Origin of the sequence: Streptomyces sp. FIT100, assembly GCF_024584805.1 — a bacterium.
Lineage (GTDB): Bacteria > Actinomycetota > Actinomycetes > Streptomycetales > Streptomycetaceae > Streptomyces.
In genome coordinates, this window is the sequence record NZ_CP075715.1 from 5274158 (window position 1) to 5290038 (window position 15881).

The 15881-nt window shown below is 72.7% G+C and carries 14 protein-coding genes and 1 pseudogene; 9 read left to right on the plus strand and 6 right to left on the minus strand.

The genetic code is table 11. The annotated features are described in order from the left end of the window. Positions 1–12: 12 nt before the first annotated feature. Positions 13–1671: a DEAD/DEAH box helicase gene (locus KK483_RS23860; protein ID WP_262007282.1), complete on the minus strand. Its 1659-nt coding sequence runs from the start codon at positions 1669–1671 to the stop codon at positions 13–15. 462 nt (positions 1672–2133) lie between these two features. Between KK483_RS23860 and KK483_RS23865 the strand changes: the two genes are divergently transcribed. Then, positions 2134–2907: a ferritin-like fold-containing protein gene (locus KK483_RS23865; protein ID WP_399014694.1), complete on the plus strand. Its 774-nt coding sequence runs from the start codon at positions 2134–2136 to the stop codon at positions 2905–2907. A 51-nt stretch (positions 2908–2958) separates the two neighbouring features. On the opposite strand, the gene KK483_RS23870 is transcribed toward KK483_RS23865, so the two are convergent. The 4 genes from KK483_RS23870 to KK483_RS23885 form a co-directional block, all read right to left on the minus strand. After that, positions 2959–3228 (minus strand): hypothetical protein, encoded by a 270-nt coding sequence (locus KK483_RS23870; protein WP_262009664.1) that lies wholly within the window; start codon positions 3226–3228, stop codon positions 2959–2961. Positions 3229–3447: 219 nt separating this feature from the next. Further along, positions 3448–3675 carry a DUF3107 domain-containing protein gene (locus KK483_RS23875; RefSeq protein ID WP_262007284.1) on the minus strand — a complete coding sequence of 76 codons (228 nt, stop codon included), beginning with the start codon at positions 3673–3675 and terminating at the stop codon, positions 3448–3450. 165 nt (positions 3676–3840) lie between these two features. Further along, positions 3841–4494 (minus strand): TetR/AcrR family transcriptional regulator, encoded by a 654-nt coding sequence (locus KK483_RS23880; protein ID WP_262007285.1) that lies wholly within the window; start codon positions 4492–4494, stop codon positions 3841–3843. A gap of 161 nt (positions 4495–4655) precedes the next feature. Further along, the gene (locus KK483_RS23885) at positions 4656–4907 is read right to left on the minus strand and encodes a hypothetical protein (RefSeq protein WP_262007286.1); all 252 of its coding nucleotides are present in this window, start codon (positions 4905–4907) and stop codon (positions 4656–4658) included. Positions 4908–5096: 189 nt separating this feature from the next. On the opposite strand from KK483_RS23885, the gene KK483_RS23890 reads away from it, so the two are divergent. The 8 genes and pseudogenes from KK483_RS23890 to moeZ all read left to right on the plus strand — a co-directional run bounded on the left by KK483_RS23890 (position 5097) and on the right by moeZ (position 14208). Further along, positions 5097–6059: an alpha/beta fold hydrolase gene (locus KK483_RS23890; protein WP_262007287.1), complete on the plus strand. Its 963-nt coding sequence runs from the start codon at positions 5097–5099 to the stop codon at positions 6057–6059. A gap of 8 nt (positions 6060–6067) precedes the next feature. Then, complete coding sequence (locus KK483_RS23895) at positions 6068–7444, plus strand: DUF3152 domain-containing protein (protein WP_262007288.1); 1377 nt, start codon at positions 6068–6070, stop codon at positions 7442–7444. A gap of 31 nt (positions 7445–7475) precedes the next feature. Next, positions 7476–7979, plus strand: a pseudogene (locus tag KK483_RS23900) (ATP-binding cassette domain-containing protein); the annotation flags it as partial. A 192-nt stretch (positions 7980–8171) separates the two neighbouring features. Beyond that, entirely contained in the window at positions 8172–9821 is a 1650-nt protein-coding gene (locus tag KK483_RS23905; protein WP_262009665.1) for a DUF3492 domain-containing protein, read from the plus strand. Then, positions 9814–11097: a hypothetical protein gene (locus tag KK483_RS23910; protein WP_262007289.1), complete on the plus strand. Its 1284-nt coding sequence runs from the start codon at positions 9814–9816 to the stop codon at positions 11095–11097. Before KK483_RS23905 ends, KK483_RS23910 begins: the two co-directional genes overlap by 8 nt. Positions 11098–11248: 151 nt before the next feature. Next, a complete protein-coding gene (locus tag KK483_RS23915) occupies positions 11249–12220 on the plus strand; it encodes an NAD-dependent epimerase/dehydratase family protein (protein WP_262007290.1) in 972 nt (323 codons plus the stop codon). Then, positions 12208–12966, plus strand: a complete 759-nt coding sequence (locus KK483_RS23920) for a spherulation-specific family 4 protein (RefSeq protein ID WP_262007291.1) — start codon at positions 12208–12210, stop codon at positions 12964–12966. Before KK483_RS23915 ends, KK483_RS23920 begins: the two co-directional genes overlap by 13 nt. Before the next feature lie 63 nt (positions 12967–13029). Then, entirely contained in the window at positions 13030–14208 is a 1179-nt protein-coding gene (moeZ, locus tag KK483_RS23925) for an adenylyltransferase/sulfurtransferase MoeZ (protein WP_262007292.1), read from the plus strand. A 94-nt stretch (positions 14209–14302) separates the two neighbouring features. Here the strand turns inward: moeZ and KK483_RS23930 are convergent, their stop codons facing one another. Next, positions 14303–15850 (minus strand): alpha/beta hydrolase, encoded by a 1548-nt coding sequence (locus KK483_RS23930; protein ID WP_262007293.1) that lies wholly within the window; start codon positions 15848–15850, stop codon positions 14303–14305. Positions 15851–15881: the final 31 nt, after the last annotated feature.

The window sequence follows — 15881 nt, forward strand, 5'->3', positions numbered from 1 at the left end:
CTCGGCGGAGGCTCAGGACTCCGGCTGGGTCGCGGCCTTCGCGGCGCTGGAGCGGGTGCGCCGGCGACGGGGCTTGGCCGGCTCGTCCGCGGCTGCCTCCACAGCCTCAACGGCCTCTACGGCTTCTACGGTCTCCGCGGCCTTGACGGCGCCGGAGCGGGTGCGCCGGCGGCGCGGCTTGGCGGGCTCGTCCGCGACCGTCTCCACGGGCTCGACCGCCTCGGCGGTCCGGACGGCTGCCGTCTCGGCGGTCTCGACCGCCGCGCCCGCACCCGCGCGGGTGCGCCGGCGACGCCGCGGCGTGCGCGGAGCCTCGTCGGCCGTCTCCTCCACCGGCGTGACCGCAGCCGTCTCCGCGGCTGCCGTCTCGTCCAGCGGCGTGCCGCCGCGCGTACGGCGACGCTGGCGCGGCGTGCGCGCCGGACGCTCAGCCTGATCGGCGGGCTTCGTACGCGACGCGGAACGCGCCCCGCGGCCGCCCGTCTCGCCGAGGTCCTCCAGCTCCTCCGCCTCCAGACCGGCGCGGGTGCGCTCGGCGCGGGGCAGGACGCCCTTCGTGCCGGCCGGGATGCCGAGCTCCTCGAAGAGGTGCTCGGAGGTGGAGTACGTCTCGACCGGGTCGTTGAAGTCCAGGTCCAGCGCCTTGTTGATCAGCTGCCAGCGCGGGATGTCGTCCCAGTCGACCAGCGTGACGGCCGTACCCGTCGCACCCGCGCGGCCGGTGCGGCCGATGCGGTGCAGGTACGTTTTCTCGTCCTCGGGTGACTGGTAGTTGATGACGTGCGTGACACCCTCGACGTCGATGCCGCGCGCGGCGACATCGGTGCAGACGAGCACGTCGACCTTGCCGTTGCGGAACGCGCGCAGCGCCTGCTCGCGCGCGCCCTGGCCCAGGTCGCCGTGGACCGCGCCGGAGGCGAAGCCACGCCGGGCGAGCTGCTCGGCGATGTCCGCGGCCGTGCGCTTCGTACGGCAGAAGATCATGGCGAGCCCGCGGCCCTCGGCCTGGAGGATGCGGGAGACCATCTCGGGCTTGTCCATCGAGTGGGCCCGGTAGACGCGCTGTGTGATGTTCGCGACGGTCGCGCCCTGGTCGTCCGGCGAGGTCGCGCGGATGTGCGTGGGCTGCGACATGTAGCGGCGGGCGAGGCCGATGACCGCACCCGGCATGGTCGCCGAGAACAGCATGGTCTGGCGCCTGGCCGGCAGCAGCTGGATGATCTTCTCGACGTCGGGCAGGAAGCCCAGGTCGAGCATCTCGTCGGCCTCGTCGAGGACGAGCGCCTTCACGTGCGACAGGTTCAGCTTCTTCTGGCCGGCCAGGTCGAGCAGGCGCCCGGGGGTGCCGACGACGACGTCGACGCCCTTCTTCAGGGCCTCGACCTGGGGCTCGTAGGCGCGGCCGCCGTAGATCGCGAGCACGCGGACGTTACGCACCTTGCCGGCCGTCAGCAGGTCGTTGGTGACCTGCGTGCACAGCTCGCGGGTGGGGACGACGACCAGCGCCTGCGGGGTGTCGGTCAGCTGCTCGGGCTTGGCCCGGCCCGCCTCGACGTCGACGGGGACGGTGACGCGCTCCAGCAGCGGAAGGCCGAAACCGAGGGTCTTGCCCGTGCCGGTCTTGGCCTGGCCGATGACATCCGTGCCGGAGAGGGCGACGGGGAGGGTCATCTCCTGGATGGGGAAGGGGGACGTGATGCCGACGGCCTCGAGGGCTTCGGCGGTCTCGGGAAGGATCCCGAGGTCTCGGAAAGTCTTGATCTGCGTAGTCAGGGTGTTGCCTCTTCTGTGAGACGCGGCGCGAGGCGAACGCTGGGGGTCGTACCGCACCTTTGGTACTGGTGGCCGACCGTGGATTGGCCGGAAGGCGCGGGACCACTGCCGTCGCTCGAGCGCTCGTGCCGCTGAGGGCCCCTCGTATGGCGAAATGTGCCATGAGGGCTGTCGGGTCGGAGCCGATCGGGCCACCGACCGGGCATCCTCATTCATAAGGCCCGCCAAAATATTCGGCAGGCTTAATACCACTGTACCCCGGAATCGCGCAGGTGCGTCGGGCGAATTCCTGGGAGTCGTGTCGTGGCGGGTGCTGACCAGGCCCTTCCGAGGCCGGGAGGGCGGGCTATTGTGCGCTTCATGGAGACGTCTGACAACGCCAACGCCCACGCTCACGCCGCCTCGCCGACCCCCGCGGCCGACGCCGCGGAGGAGTTCACCGGGATCGCCGCCCAGGACTGGGCTGCGGCCTCCGCCGACCCCCAGTACCGCGCCGCGGTCGTCGATCTGCTGGGCGCGCTCGCGTACGGAGAGCTGGCGGCCTTCGAGCGGCTGGCCGAGGACGCGAAGCTCGCGCCGACGCTGGCGGACAAGGCGGAGCTGGCGAAGATGGCCTCCGCCGAGTTCCACCACTTCGAGCAGTTGCGGAACCGGCTGACCGCGATCGAGACCGAGCCGACGAAGGCGATGGAGCCGTTCGCCGCGGCGCTGGACGAGTTCCACCGCCAGACGGCCCCGTCCGACTGGCTGGAGGGCCTGGTCAAGGCGTACGTCGGCGACTCGATCGCCAGCGACTTCTACCGCGAGGTCGCGGTACGGCTGGACTCCGACTCCCGCCAGCTGGTGCTGGCGGTGCTGGACGACACGGGGCACGGCAACTTCGCCGTCGAGAAGGTGCGCGCCGCGATCGAGGCCGACCCGCGGGTCGGCGGCCGGCTCGCGCTGTGGGCGCGCCGGCTGATGGGCGAGGCGCTGTCGCAGGCGCAGCGGGTCGTCGCGGAGCGGGACGCCCTGTCGACGATGCTCGTGGGCGGGGTCGCCGACGGCTTCGACCTGGCGGCCGTGGGCGAGATGTTCACCCGGATCACGAAGGCGCACACCAAGCGGATGGCCGCGCTGGGTCTCGCGGCCTGATCCGTCGGTGCGTGGTGCGTCGGTGCGTGGTGCGTCGGTGCGTGGCCCGCGTCAGGCAGCGGCTGATCGCCGCAGCCGGCGGGCCTCCGGACGGATCAGCAGCGACAGCGTGACACCGCCGACGAACAGCGCCCCCAGCAGGGTGCCGAGGACGTATCCGCTGCCGAGCGCCGTGTGCGTCAGATACGCCCCGAAGAGCGCGCCGAGCGTCCCCGTCCCGTAGACCACACGGGGCGCCGGAAGCCGGTCCGGAAGCCGTCGTACGGCTGCCCAGGAGAGAGCGATTCCGAGCAGGGCGGAGCCGAGCGCTTCCAGGATCACCACGGATCACCTCATGGACGCCGTGCGGGCATATCGGGTCGTAGCCCGTCCTACCCGGACCTGCCCGAACGCAACCCTCCCCGGCGCCCGGCCGGCGGGCGGCGGGGCGCCGGAGGTCCGGGCGGGTACGCGAAGGGCCCGGCGGAAGTGATTCCGCCGGGCCCTTCGCGTGAAGAAGGGGTCTCCAGGTACGTGAAGCCCGGTCCCGCAGTCCAGGTCCTACACCGCGCCGAAGCCGACGCGGCGCGTGGCCGGCTCGCCGATTTCGACGTACGCGACCCGGTCGGCCGGTACCAGCACCTTGCGGCCCTTGTCGTCCGTCAGGCTGAGCAGCTGCGCCTTACCGGCGAGCGCGTCGGCCACGGCCTGCTCGACCTCCTCGGCGGTCTGGCCGCTCTCCAGAACAATCTCCCGGGGCGCGTGCTGCACGCCGATCTTGACCTCCACGGCTATGTCCCTCCGAACGGTCAGCGATGCGCGGTCAGCCGCGCCGTACGCAGCACACATTAGCCCGGTGAGGGGAGGCCGGTCGGCCCGGCCGTGCACGCCCGCAGCGAACAGCCGCAGCGAACGGCCGCAGGGAACAGGCTCGCGGAAGGGCGTCGCGCCCCGTCAGTGGTCGTCGGCGTGGCCCTCGGTCGAGTGCAGCGGGAAGCCGGCGATGCCCCGCCACGCCAGCGACGTGAGGAGCTGCACCGCGTTGTCGCGCGGGATCCCGGACTCGCTGGACAGCCAGTAGCGGGCCACGACCTGGGCCACCCCGCCCAGGCCGACCGCGAGCAGCATGGACTCGTCCTTGGACAGCGCGGTGTCCTCGGCGATGACGTCCGAGATCGCCTCCGCGCACTGCAGGGCGACCCGCTCGACGCGCTCGCGCACCGCGGGCTCGTTCGTCAGGTCGGACTCGAAGACGAGCCGGAACGCGCCGCCCTCGTCCTCCACGTACGCGAAGTACGCGTCCATCGTCGCCGCGACCCGCAGCTTGTTGTCCGACGTCGACGCCAGCGCGCTCCGGACCGCCTGGAGCAGCGACTCGCAGTGCTGGTCGAGCAGGGCCAGATAGAGCTCCAGCTTCCCGGGGAAGTGCTGGTACAGCACCGGCTTGCTGACGCCGGCCCGCTCCGCGATGTCGTCCATCGCCGCGGAGTGGTAGCCCTGGGCGACGAATACTTCCTGGGCCGCGCCCAGCAGCTGGTTGCGTCGGGCACGGCGCGGCAGGCGCGTGCCTCGCGGGCGCGCCGCCTCTGTCTGCTCGATGGCTGTCACGCCGCCTCCCACGTTCGATGTCACCGGCACAGTGTCCTGTGCCACAGCTTTCCGCCGCGTCCGCCATCGTACTTTTGGGTAACCATGGTGTGCGCGGTGCGAGCGCAGAATTTCACGTACCGGACGCGGGCGGTAGCCGGGGCCGCCTCCGAAACCGGCGATCAGCGGTAGTCGTCCTCGTCGAGCGCGACGACCCGCGCCTGCTCCGCGGCGTCCGCCTCGTTCGCGGCGCCCGTGTCGATGCCCGTCGGGCGTTCATCCTTCTCCTGCTGCAGCTCTCTGTGCTGCTCGGCGGCGTCGGCCTGGGGAACTTCCTCGTCGAGGTCGTTCAGTTCGTCGAGTTCGTCGACAGCGGTTGCCTGGCCCTGATCGTCCTCTGCGAAGGTTTCCGGGTCCGTCGGATCGACAGCCATCGGGATCCCTTTCCTGTTGCTCTGCGTCCGTGCAGCAGGGGCCGGGGCGAGTGCCCTTGTCCTAAGAGCGTAGGAGTTCCGCCTCCCGGACGCTATGCGTGAGCCGTCCCGTAAGCCATGCGGTGTGCTGTGCGGTGTGTGACGGCGAACACAGGTTTCACCGCGTGATCGTCTCGTAACATTGCCCCCATGTCTTCGACCGAGCTGCCGGAAACCCGCACCGCCGCCCCGGCTCCGCGGGCCCGTGCCGTACGGGTCGCGGCGGGCGAGGAACTGCGCTCCGTCACGCTGCCGGGGTTGACGCTGACCGTGCGCGCCCGGCTCCCTGCCACCACCGGACTGCCTCCCGCGCTGTTCGTCCACGGCCTCGGCGGTTCCTCGCAGAACTGGACCGCGGTGATGCGGCTCCTCGAGGACCGGATCGACGGGGAAGCCGTCGACCTGCCCGGCTTCGGGGACTCCCCGCCGCCCGACGACGGCAACTACTCGATCACGGGACACGCCCGGGCCGTCATCAGGATGCTCGACGCCGGCGGCCGCGCCCCCGTCCATCTCGTCGGGAACTCGCTCGGCGGCGCCGTCTGCACGCGCGTGGCGGCGGTCCGCCCCGATCTGGTGCGCACGCTCACCCTGATCTCGCCCGCCCTGCCCGAGCTGCGCGTCCAGCGCTCCGTCCTGCCGACGGCGCTGCTGGGGGTGCCGGGGGTCGCCCGGCTGTTCAGCCGTATGACGAAGGACTGGACGGCGGAGATGCGGGTCCGTGGCGTGGTGGCGCTCTGCTACGGAGACCCCGGCATGGTCTCCGAGGAGGGATTCCGCGACGCCGTCGAGGAGATGGAGCGCCGGCTGGAGCTCCCGTACTTCTGGGACGCGATGGCCCGCACCTCCCGTGGGATCGTCGACGCCTACACGCTGGGCGGGCAGCACGGGCTGTGGCGGCAGGCGGAGCGCGTCCTCGCGCCGACCCTGCTGGTGTACGGCTGCCGGGACCAGCTCGTCTCGTACCGGATGGCGCGCAGAGCCGCACAGGCGTTCCGGGACTCAAGACTTCTGACCCTGCCGGACGCGGGGCACGTCGCCATGATGGAGTATCCCGAGACGGTCGCCCAGGCCGTACGGGAACTACTCGACGACGACAGCGGTAGGAGCTGATCCGGGGCGTGGGACGACACAGCCGCAAAGGCCCCGCACCCAAGGCCGCCGACCACAGCAACGCCACTACGACCACGACCGTGAACGCGCCCGCGGGCGGCGGCCGGCGCAGGCGGCCCGCCGACGCCGAGCAGCACACGGGCGCGGAGGGCTACGGGACACCGCCGCACGGCACACCGGCCTACGGCGCGCCCCCGTACGGGACTCCGGCGTACGGCACCCCCGCCCATGGCGTTCCGCAGGTGCGCGGCGGCCACCCCGAGCAGCACGAGCCGGGCGGAGGCTGGGGCAGGCCGGGGTACGGCGCCCCCCGCGGCCAGACCACGGCCACGACGGGCCAGATCCCGGTCGTGCCCTCGTCCGGGTCGGCGCGGCCGGGTCCGCCGGCCGGCGCCGGGGCCCGGATCCCGGGCCCGCGGCGCGAGTTCGTGGAGGCGTTCGACGCCCCCGAGGGACAGCGGGCGCAGGGCGCACAGCAGCCGCGGATGCAGACGCGGACGCAGACGACGGGCACGGATGCCGGGCCGTCCGAGCTGTCTGAGCCGTCCGACGACCCCGCCGCACCGGCCAAACCGCCCAGGGGCCGCACGTTCACCGGGATCGCCGCCGCCGCCGTCACCACCGTGCTCGCCGTCGTCGTCGCGGGACAGGTCACCGGTGCGGGCCCCGACACCATCGCCACCCAGACCGCCGACGGGACCGAGCGCGGCGCAGAGGACGACACCTCGCGCTCCGAGCTGCGGCCCGCCCCGCCGCAGGCGCCGGCCGCCCCGGCTGCGCCGCCCACGTACGCGCAGCTGATGAGCCGGCAGTTCCCGCTCGACCCGGAGCTGCGCGGCTCCGGGAAGTTCGAGGCCGTGCCGGGCTTCGACAAGGCCCCGGGCAAGGGGCGGAAGATCCGCTACCGGGTCGATGTCGAGAAGGATCTCGGCCTGGACGGCAAGCTGTTTGCGGAGGCCGTCCAGAAGACCCTGAACGACGACCGGAGCTGGGCCCACGCCGGCGCCATGACCTTCGAGCGGATCTCGTCCGGCGAGCCGGAGTTCGTCATCACGCTGGCGAGCCCGGGGACCACGGCGACCTGGTGCGCCAAGTCCGGCCTCGACACCACCGTCGACAACGTCTCCTGCGACTCGGCCTCCACCGACCGCGTGATGATCAACGCGTTCCGCTGGGCGCAGGGCTCGGAGACGTACGGCGCCAAGGCGATGCTCACCTACCGTCAGATGCTCATCAACCACGAGATCGGGCATCGTCTCGGCCACAGCCATGTGACGTGCAGGACGCCCGGCGCCCTCGCTCCGGTGATGCAGCAGCAGACGAAGTCGCTCGACATCGACGGAATCAAGTGCCGCCCCAACCCCTGGGTGTTTCCCGGCAGTTGAGCCGCGTTTTCCCTCTCGTCCCGGAATCCGGGACGGCCGTCGCGCGGCGGGTCGGCGCGACGAGGCCGGGATCCGGGCGCGCGTACGGGACCTGCTGGAACGGGTCGGTCTCGACCCGGACCGGTACGACCGCTATCCGCACGAGTTCAGCGGAGGGCAGCGCCGGCGCGTCGGCATCGCCCGCGCGCTCGCCGCCGAGCCACGGCTCATCGTCTGCGACGAGCCCGTCTCCGCGCTCGACGTGACGACGCAGGCCCAGGTCGTGAACCTGCTCGCGGAGCTCCAGCGGGAGCTCGGCCTCGCGCTCGTCTTCATCGCGCACGACCTCGCGGTCGTGCGCCGGGTCAGCGACCGCGTCGCGGTCATGCGGCACGGCCGGATCGTCGAACAGGGCACGGTCGCCGAGGTGTACGGAACGCCCCGCCACCCGTACACGGCGGAACTGCTCGCGGCCGTGCCCGTGTTGGACCCCGGCCTCGCGGCGGCGCGCAGGAGCACCCGCAGCGGCACCGGCAGGGAACTGGCCCCTGCTTGACGGAACGTAACGGAAACAGTTCGTAGCGCGACCGAACGCTACGGCGCCGGGAAAGTTACGTGCATTCACCCCTTCCGGTGGCGCGACGGACAACCGTCCATCGCGCCACCGGCATATCCGCATAACGTCGTCCCGCCGCTCGGCCGCCGGACCAGAGGCGGCCGGCCACTAGGGAGATCGGGGGTGACACTCGTGCGGATCGGACTGCTCACGGATGGTGGTTATCCGTATGCGACGGGTGAGTCCAGACTCTGGTGCGACCGGCTCGTGCGCGGGCTCGCGCACCACGAATTCGACGTCTACGGGCTCAGCCGCAGCGCCCAGCAGGAGGACCACGGCTGGATCGCGCTGCCGCCCCAGGTGCGGCGCGTGCGCACGGCGCCCCTCTGGGCGCCGGAGGACGACGGCCGGGGCCACGGGCGGCGCGAACGGAAGCGGTTCGCCGCCCACTTCGGGGAGCTGGCCGCGGCGGTCTGCGGCAGCGGGGACGAGAGCGGGTTCGCCACCGGGCTGTACGGGCTGGCCGAGCTGGCCCGGGAGCACGGCGGGCTGTACGCCGCGCTCCGTTCCGAACTCGCCGTGCGCACCCTGGAGTCCGCCTGCCGCGCGCCCGGCGCACGCCGGGTCGTGGGCACCGCCACCGTGCCCGACTACCTCGCCTTCACGGACCAGTTGGAGCGGGCGCTGCGCCCGCTGTCGCTGGACTGGTACGGGAGCGACTCGCTGGGCGCCGTCGACCTGTGCCACGCCGCGTCGGGCGGGCCGGCCGCGCTGCCGGGGCTGCTGGCCAAACGCTTCTTCGGTGTGCCTCTGCTGCTCACGGAGTACGGGGTGCAACTGCGGGCGCACTACCTCGCGGCCGGCGAGGGCGATGTCGCCAGTGCGCCGGTGCGCGCCCTGCTCGCCGCGTTCCACGGACTGCTGGCCGCCGAGGTGTACCGGCAGGCGTCCGTCATCACCCCCGGCAACACCCACGCCCGGCGCTGGCAGGAGAAGTGCGGTGCCGACCCGGCCAGGCTGCGGACGGTCTACCCCGGTATGGAGTCGGACCGCTTCACGGCGGTGGGGGAGGGCGAGGTCGACGGGGATCCGCACACGCTCGTCTGGGTCGGGCGGATCGAACCCGCCAAGGACCTGATCGCGCTGCTGCACGCCTTCGCCGAAGTGCGCCGGGAGGAGCCGGACGCCCGGCTGCGGATCCTCGGCGCGCCCGTGCAGGGCCCGGATTCGACCACGTACCTCGCCCACTGCCGCGCACTCGCCGCGCAGCTCTTCCCCGACGAGGCGGACGGCGCGCACGCGATCGGCGACAACCCCGTCTCCTTCGAGGAGATCGGCGGCCCCGAGGCACCGGAACTCGCCGACGCGTACGCCGCGGGCGCGGTCGTCGTCCTGTCCAGCGTCGTCGAGGGCTTCCCCATCAGCCTCGTCGAGGCGATGTTCTGCGGACGCGCGACCGTCTCCACCGACGTCGGCGCGGTCGTCGAAGTCATCGGCGGCACGGGGCTCGTGGTGCCCCCGCGCAACCCGCGGGCGCTCGCCGACGCCTGCCTCGCGCTGCTGCGCGACCCCGAGCGCCGTGAACGGCTCGGTGCGGCGGCGCGTGCGCGGGCGCTCGAACTCTTCACCGTCGAGCAGAATCTCGCGGCATTTCGCGGCATTTACCTGGAGCTCCTCTCCCACTCCCACCGCCTCGCGGTCCGCGACGACGCCGAGCTCCTCCCCTTCGCCACCCCGGCGGAGGCCCACGTCCCGGGCCACTGGACCGGCCACCGCACCGGCCCCACCTGGGCATCCACCCCGCTGGCCGGCACGGCCGCCCCAGGAGCCCCCGATGCCTGAAACAACCCCTGCCGAACGCCCGCCCACGCTGCCATCCACGCTGGCGCCCACGCACCCGCGCGCGACCGCACCCGCCGAAGAGCGGCCCCCGAAGGCCGAGGAATCGGCTGCGGGTGATTCCGTCATCGCGGCGGGTGGTGACAAGCGGGCGCGCTCCGGGAACCGGCGCAGCGGGGGGCGGGCGGCGGACAGGAAGAAGCCGTCCGGTCCGCGGCGCGGGCCCGCCGACCCCGTGAAGGCGCTCATGCACCGGCACCGGGAGCTGTGCGAACGGGCCGTCGACCCGCTGGAGATCGCCGCCGGGCTTGAGGCGCACGGCGTGACCGACCGGACCGCGGCGCGGTTCCGGCACCGGGACGTGTTCTCGCTCGCCGAGGAGCTGTACGCGCGAGTTCCCCGCGGGGAGGCGGCCCCAGCGCCCGCCGCTGAGGAACGCCCCGGCGCGCGCCCCGGCGCACAGCTCCTACGCGCGCTGCTCCCGGGCGCCGTCGCCGCCGTCGCCGCCGTGGCCTGGCACTTCACCAGCGGCGGGGTGCGCACCGGCGTCGGCGCGGCCGCGGCAGCAGCGCTGGCGGGGGCGCTCGCGTACAGCCTCAGACGCGGGCCGCTCCGCGCCGCGGGGCGCACGGTCGGCTCCGCACGTCTGTCGGTGTGCTGGCTGCTCGCATACGCCGTGGTCGGCGGCGGGCTGCTGGAACAGCTCACCCGCGGCGGCCCGGAGGACCCCCCGGCGCAGACATGGGAAGTCCCCTGGCCCTCGGCGCCCGGCTCGCTCCTCGTCCTCGCCCTCGCCGTCGCCCCCGCGCTCTGGAGCGCCCAGCTCTTCTCCGTACAGGCCCGCCGCAGGCTCCGCGGCAGCCGCGGGCTGGAGGAGTTCGCGGCCGGCGCGCGCCCCCTCCTGCTGGCGGCCGTCGCGCTGTACGCCGCCGCCCTCACCGCCGTCACCGCACTGGTCGGCATCGTCGTGAGCGTGGACCCCGCCCCCGTCATCGCCGTCGGGCTGCTGCTCTTCCTCGCCCGGCTGCTCACCGCCCACGGGTTCCCCGGTCCCGCCGCCGCCGGCCTCGCCGCCGCCGCGGCCGTCGAGGCACTCGCCCTGGCCGGCCTCCTCGGTGGCCGCCTGCCCGGCTGCGCCTTCCTGGCCCGCCCCGTCGAGACCGCCACCGCGGCCTGGGGCGCCGGCGCCGTACCGGCCATCGCCTGCGGCGCGGCCGCCCTGGGGCTGCTGGTCCACGCGACCGCCGCCCTCTCCCGGGCCTCGGCCCACACCTCATGACTCCCCCCACGCCCCACCGCCCCCCACGCACTCCCGCGGAGCCGACGCCGCGGGCCCGCCCTTACGACACATCGAGCAACACCCCTGAGGAGACGCACGACATGAAGCCGCACCACCCAGCACCGGCCCGTCGGCCCCGAGGAGCCGCGCTATGAGGGTGCTACTGCTCGGAGCCAACGGTTTCCTCGGCCGCTTCGTCGCCGACCGTCTGCTGGCCGACCCGGCCGTGCACCTCACCGCCCTGGGGCGCGGTGACGACGCGGACGTACGCTTCGACCTCGCAGGCGGCAGCCCGGGTGCCCTGACCCGGTTCCTGGACGCCGTCCACCCCGGGGTCGTCATCAACTGCGCCGGCGCGACCCGCGGGGGTGCCCGCGACCTCACCCGGCACAACACGGTGGCCGTCGCCACCGTCTGCGAGGCCCTGCGCCGCAGTGGCTGCGACGCCCGTCTCGTCCAGCTCGGCTGCGCCTCCGAGTACGGGCCCTCGCAGCCCGGCTCGTCCACGGCCGAGGACGCGGTGCCCCGCCCCGGCGGGCCGTACGGCGTCTCCAAACTCGCCGCGACCGAGCTGGTGCTCGGCTCCGGACTGGACGCCGTCGTGCTGCGGGTCTTCTCGCCCGTCGGCCCCGGCACCCCCGCCGGATCGCCGCTCGGCCGGCTCGCCGAGGCGATGCGCCGCGCCATGCAGGCCGGCGACGGCGAGCTGAAGCTGAGCGGCCTCGGCGTCCAGCGCGACTTCGTCGACGTACGGGATGTGGCGCGGGCCGTCCACGCCGCATCCCTCTCCGCCGCCCAGGGCGTCGTCAACATCGGCACCGGCCGGGCCGTACGGCTGCGTGACGCCGCCGCCGTGCTCGCCAGGGTCGCCGGATACGCGGGCGCGCTCCACGAACTGGACGGGCCCCCCGGCCGCCTCGGCCACGGGCCCATCGGGGCCCCCCGCGGCCCCGAGTCCCTCACCGAACACCTCGGGGCTGCCCCTTACCCCTACCCGGACGGCTGCGGCAGCTGGCAGCAGGCGGATGTGCGCACCGCCCGCGACCGGCTCGGCTGGCGGCCCCGGATCAACCTGGAGGAGTCCCTCGCGGACATCTGGATGGAGGCGGCGTGTCGCATCTGACCACCACAAGAACCACTCTCTCCGCCACCGGTGCCGAGAAGCTCGGCTTCGGTGTCCCCGGCTACGCCCACCCGCTGCTCGCCCCCGCCGAGTGGGCAGAGCTGACCCGCCCGGGCACCCCGCTGCACTGGGCCGTGCTCAACGTCGCGGACGGCGGCCCCGGCGCCCGGCCCGACCCGCACTGCCTGGAGGCCGCGGGCAGGCTCGCCAACGCCGGGATCCGGGTGCTGGGCCATCTCGACCTCGACCACGGTGCCCGTCCCTTCGGCGAGATCGTCTCGGACGCCCACCACTACCTCGACTGGTACCGGGTCGGTGGCTTCCTCCTCGACCACTGCCCGGTCGAGCGCGCGGACCTGGCCGGGGTGCGGCGGGTGACCGCCACGCTGGAGGCCATCCTCGACGACGGCCATGTGGTCCTGGGCCACGGTGCCCACCCGTATCCGGGCTATGCGGAAGTGGCCGACCAACTGGTTACTTTCTCCGGCGCCTGGGCCGACTACCGCTGGTCGCAGGTGGCCGAGTGGACGGCGGACTATCCGCCCGAGCACTTCGCCCATTTCGTGCACGGTGTGCCGCGGACGCATCTGGACGAGGCCATGCGGATCGCCCGCTGGCAGGGCGCCGGCACGATCTTCTTCACCGACCGGGTCGCCAGGGGGGCGGGGCAAAACGGAGCATTTGACTCCTTGCCCGGCTACTGGGACGAAATCGTCTCGCGGATTGGACCGGGTGTCTCGGAATGAGGAGGCGCGTGGCAGTGTTGACGCCAGAACAACCGTACTGACGTAACGACCAACGGAGTCCCCGTGTCGCTGCCACCCCTGGTCGAGCCGGCTGCCGAGCTCACCGTAGACGAGGTCCGCAGGTACTCCCGCCACCTGATCATCCCGGATGTCGGGATGGACGGGCAGAAGCGGCTGAAGAACGCCAAGGTGCTCTGTGTGGGCGCCGGTGGCCTCGGCTCGCCGGCCCTGATGTACCTGGCCGCGGCCGGCGTCGGCACCCTCGGCATCGTGGAGTTCGACGAGGTCGACGAGTCGAACCTGCAGCGCCAGATCATCCACAGCCAGGCGGACATCGGCCGCTCCAAGGCCGAGTCCGCACGCGACAGCGTCAAGGGCATCAACCCGTACGTCAACGTGGTCCTTCACGAAGAGCGGCTCGAGGCCGAGAACGTGATGGACATCTTCAGCCAGTACGACCTGATCGTCGACGGCACGGACAACTTCGCCACCCGCTACCTGGTGAACGACGCCTGCGTGCTGCTGAACAAGCCGTACGTGTGGGGTTCGATCTACCGCTTCGACGGTCAGGCCTCCGTCTTCTGGTCCGAGCACGGTCCCTGCTACCGCTGCCTCTACCCGGAGCCCCCGCCGCCGGGCATGGTGCCCTCCTGCGCCGAGGGCGGCGTGCTGGGCGTGCTCTGCGCGTCCATCGGCTCCATCCAGGTCAACGAGGCCATCAAGCTGCTCGCCGGCATCGGCGAGCCGCTGGTCGGCCGACTGATGATCTACGACGCCCTGGAGATGCAGTACCGCCAGGTCAAGGTCCGCAAGGACCCGAACTGCGCGGTCTGCGGCGAGAACCCGACCGTCACCGAGCTCATCGACTACGAGGCGTTCTGCGGCGTCGTGTCCGAGGAGGCCCAGGAGGCGGCGCTCGGCTCGACGATCACTCCCAAGCAGCTCAAGGAGTGGATCGACGACGGCGAGAACATCGACATCATCGACGTCCGTGAGCCGAACGAGTACGAGATCGTCTCCATCCCCGGCGCGCGGCTGATCCCGAAGAACGAGTTCCTGATGGGCAACGCCCTCCAGGACCTGCCGCAGGACAAGAAGATCGTCCTGCACTGCAAGACGGGTGTCCGCAGTGCGGAAGTCCTCGCGGTGCTCAAGTCCGCGGGCTTCGCGGACGCGGTGCACGTCGGCGGTGGCGTGATCGGCTGGGTCAACCAGATCGAGCCGGACAAGCCGGTCTACTAGACCCGGGCCGAACCCGAGCCCGTCACCCTGGCTGACCCGTCACTCTGGCTGAGGGGAAGGGACCGGACCCGAAAGGGCCGGTCCCTTCCGCGTACTAACCACAGGTGCTGCCGTCCTCCGGCACCTTGCCATCCAGCAGATAGCTGTCCACGAGCTCCGTCACGCACCGGTTGTGCGGGCTGTAACCGCCGTGCCCCTCGCCCTTGTTGGTGAGCAGCACACCGACGCCCTCGCCCAGCTCGTCCGCCATGCGCCGGGCGCCCTCGTACGGTGTCGCCGGGTCGCCCGTCGTGCCGACGACCAGGATAGGATCCGCCCCCTTCGCACTCGCCTCCGGTGTCACCCGCTCGCCCGGCACCGGCCACTTCGCGCACCAGCCCGCGGTGTCCCACGCCAGGAACTCGCCGAACACCGGGGATATTCGCCGGAACTCCGGCAGCAGCGCCTTCGCCTGCGCGGGCGTCGGCCGCTGCCGGTCGTCGACGCAGGAGATCGCCCGCTGGGAGTGGCTCTGTGTGTCGTAACGGCCTTTCTGGTCACGGTCGTTGTACATGTCGGCGAGCGCGAGCAGCTTCGTGCCACGGCCGCGCTGCTCGGCCTCCGCCAGGCCCTCGGTGAGTTCGTCCCACAGGCCCGTGGAGTAGAGCGACATGGCGATGCCGGTGAGGGCGAGGCTCTCGGTGAGCCGGCGGCCGTCGCCGGCGGGCAGTGGCCGCGCGTCGATCCGCTCCAGCAACCCGACTATCCGCTGCGAACCCGCCGCCGGCTCCTCGCCCCTGCTCGTCAGGTAGTTGTCCAGGGCCCGTTGGAAGCCGGTGGTCTGATTGCGGGCGTGGCCTATGGCATCGGCCGTCGGGTCGACGACGGCGTCCAGCACCGTCCGTCCCACGTTCCGGGGAAAGAGGTGGGCGTAGGTGCCGCCGAGCTCCGTGCCGTAGGAGATGCCGAAGTAGTTGAGCTTGCGGTCGCCCAGCACATGGCGGATGAGATCCATGTCCCGGGCCGCGTCCGATGTGCCCACATGAGCCAGGACCGGGCCCGAGCGCGCGGCGCAGCCCGCCCCGAAGCTCTCGGCGTCCTCGAAGTAGACCGCCTCCTCGGCGGGGGTGTCGGGGGTGAGGTCGACACGGCTCGCCGCCACTTCCTGCTCCCGGTCGCTCCGGCACACCACGCCCGAGCTCCGCGCAACCCCGCGGGGGTCGAAACTCACCAGGTCGTAGCGCGAGTTGAGCTTCTCGTACTCCGGGGCGAAGCCCGGCAGGCCGTCGACGCCCGAGCCGCCGGGTCCGCCGAAGTTGAAGAGCAGGGAGCCCAGGCGTCTGTCCTGGTCCCGCGCCGGGCGCCGGATCAGCGCGAGGGACAGCGTCGCGCCGTCGGGGGCCTCGTAGTCGAGCGGGACCTTCACCTCCGCACAGGTCCAGCCGCCGCCCTCGCAGGGCTGCCAGTCGGGCCGCTGCTCCAGCAGCGCGCCGGGCAGGTGCTGTGCCGCGTCGCCCTCGCGCACCGGAGGCGGCGCCGCCCGTGTGCCCCCTCCGGCAGCCGTGCCCGTGCCCATGCCCACATCGCACCCCGTGAGCACGGCCGTCGCCGCCAGCGCCAGCGCGACGACCGCCGCCGACGTCCTGTTCCCTCGCACCGTCATTCCAGCCCCCCCGACAGATCACCGAAAGATC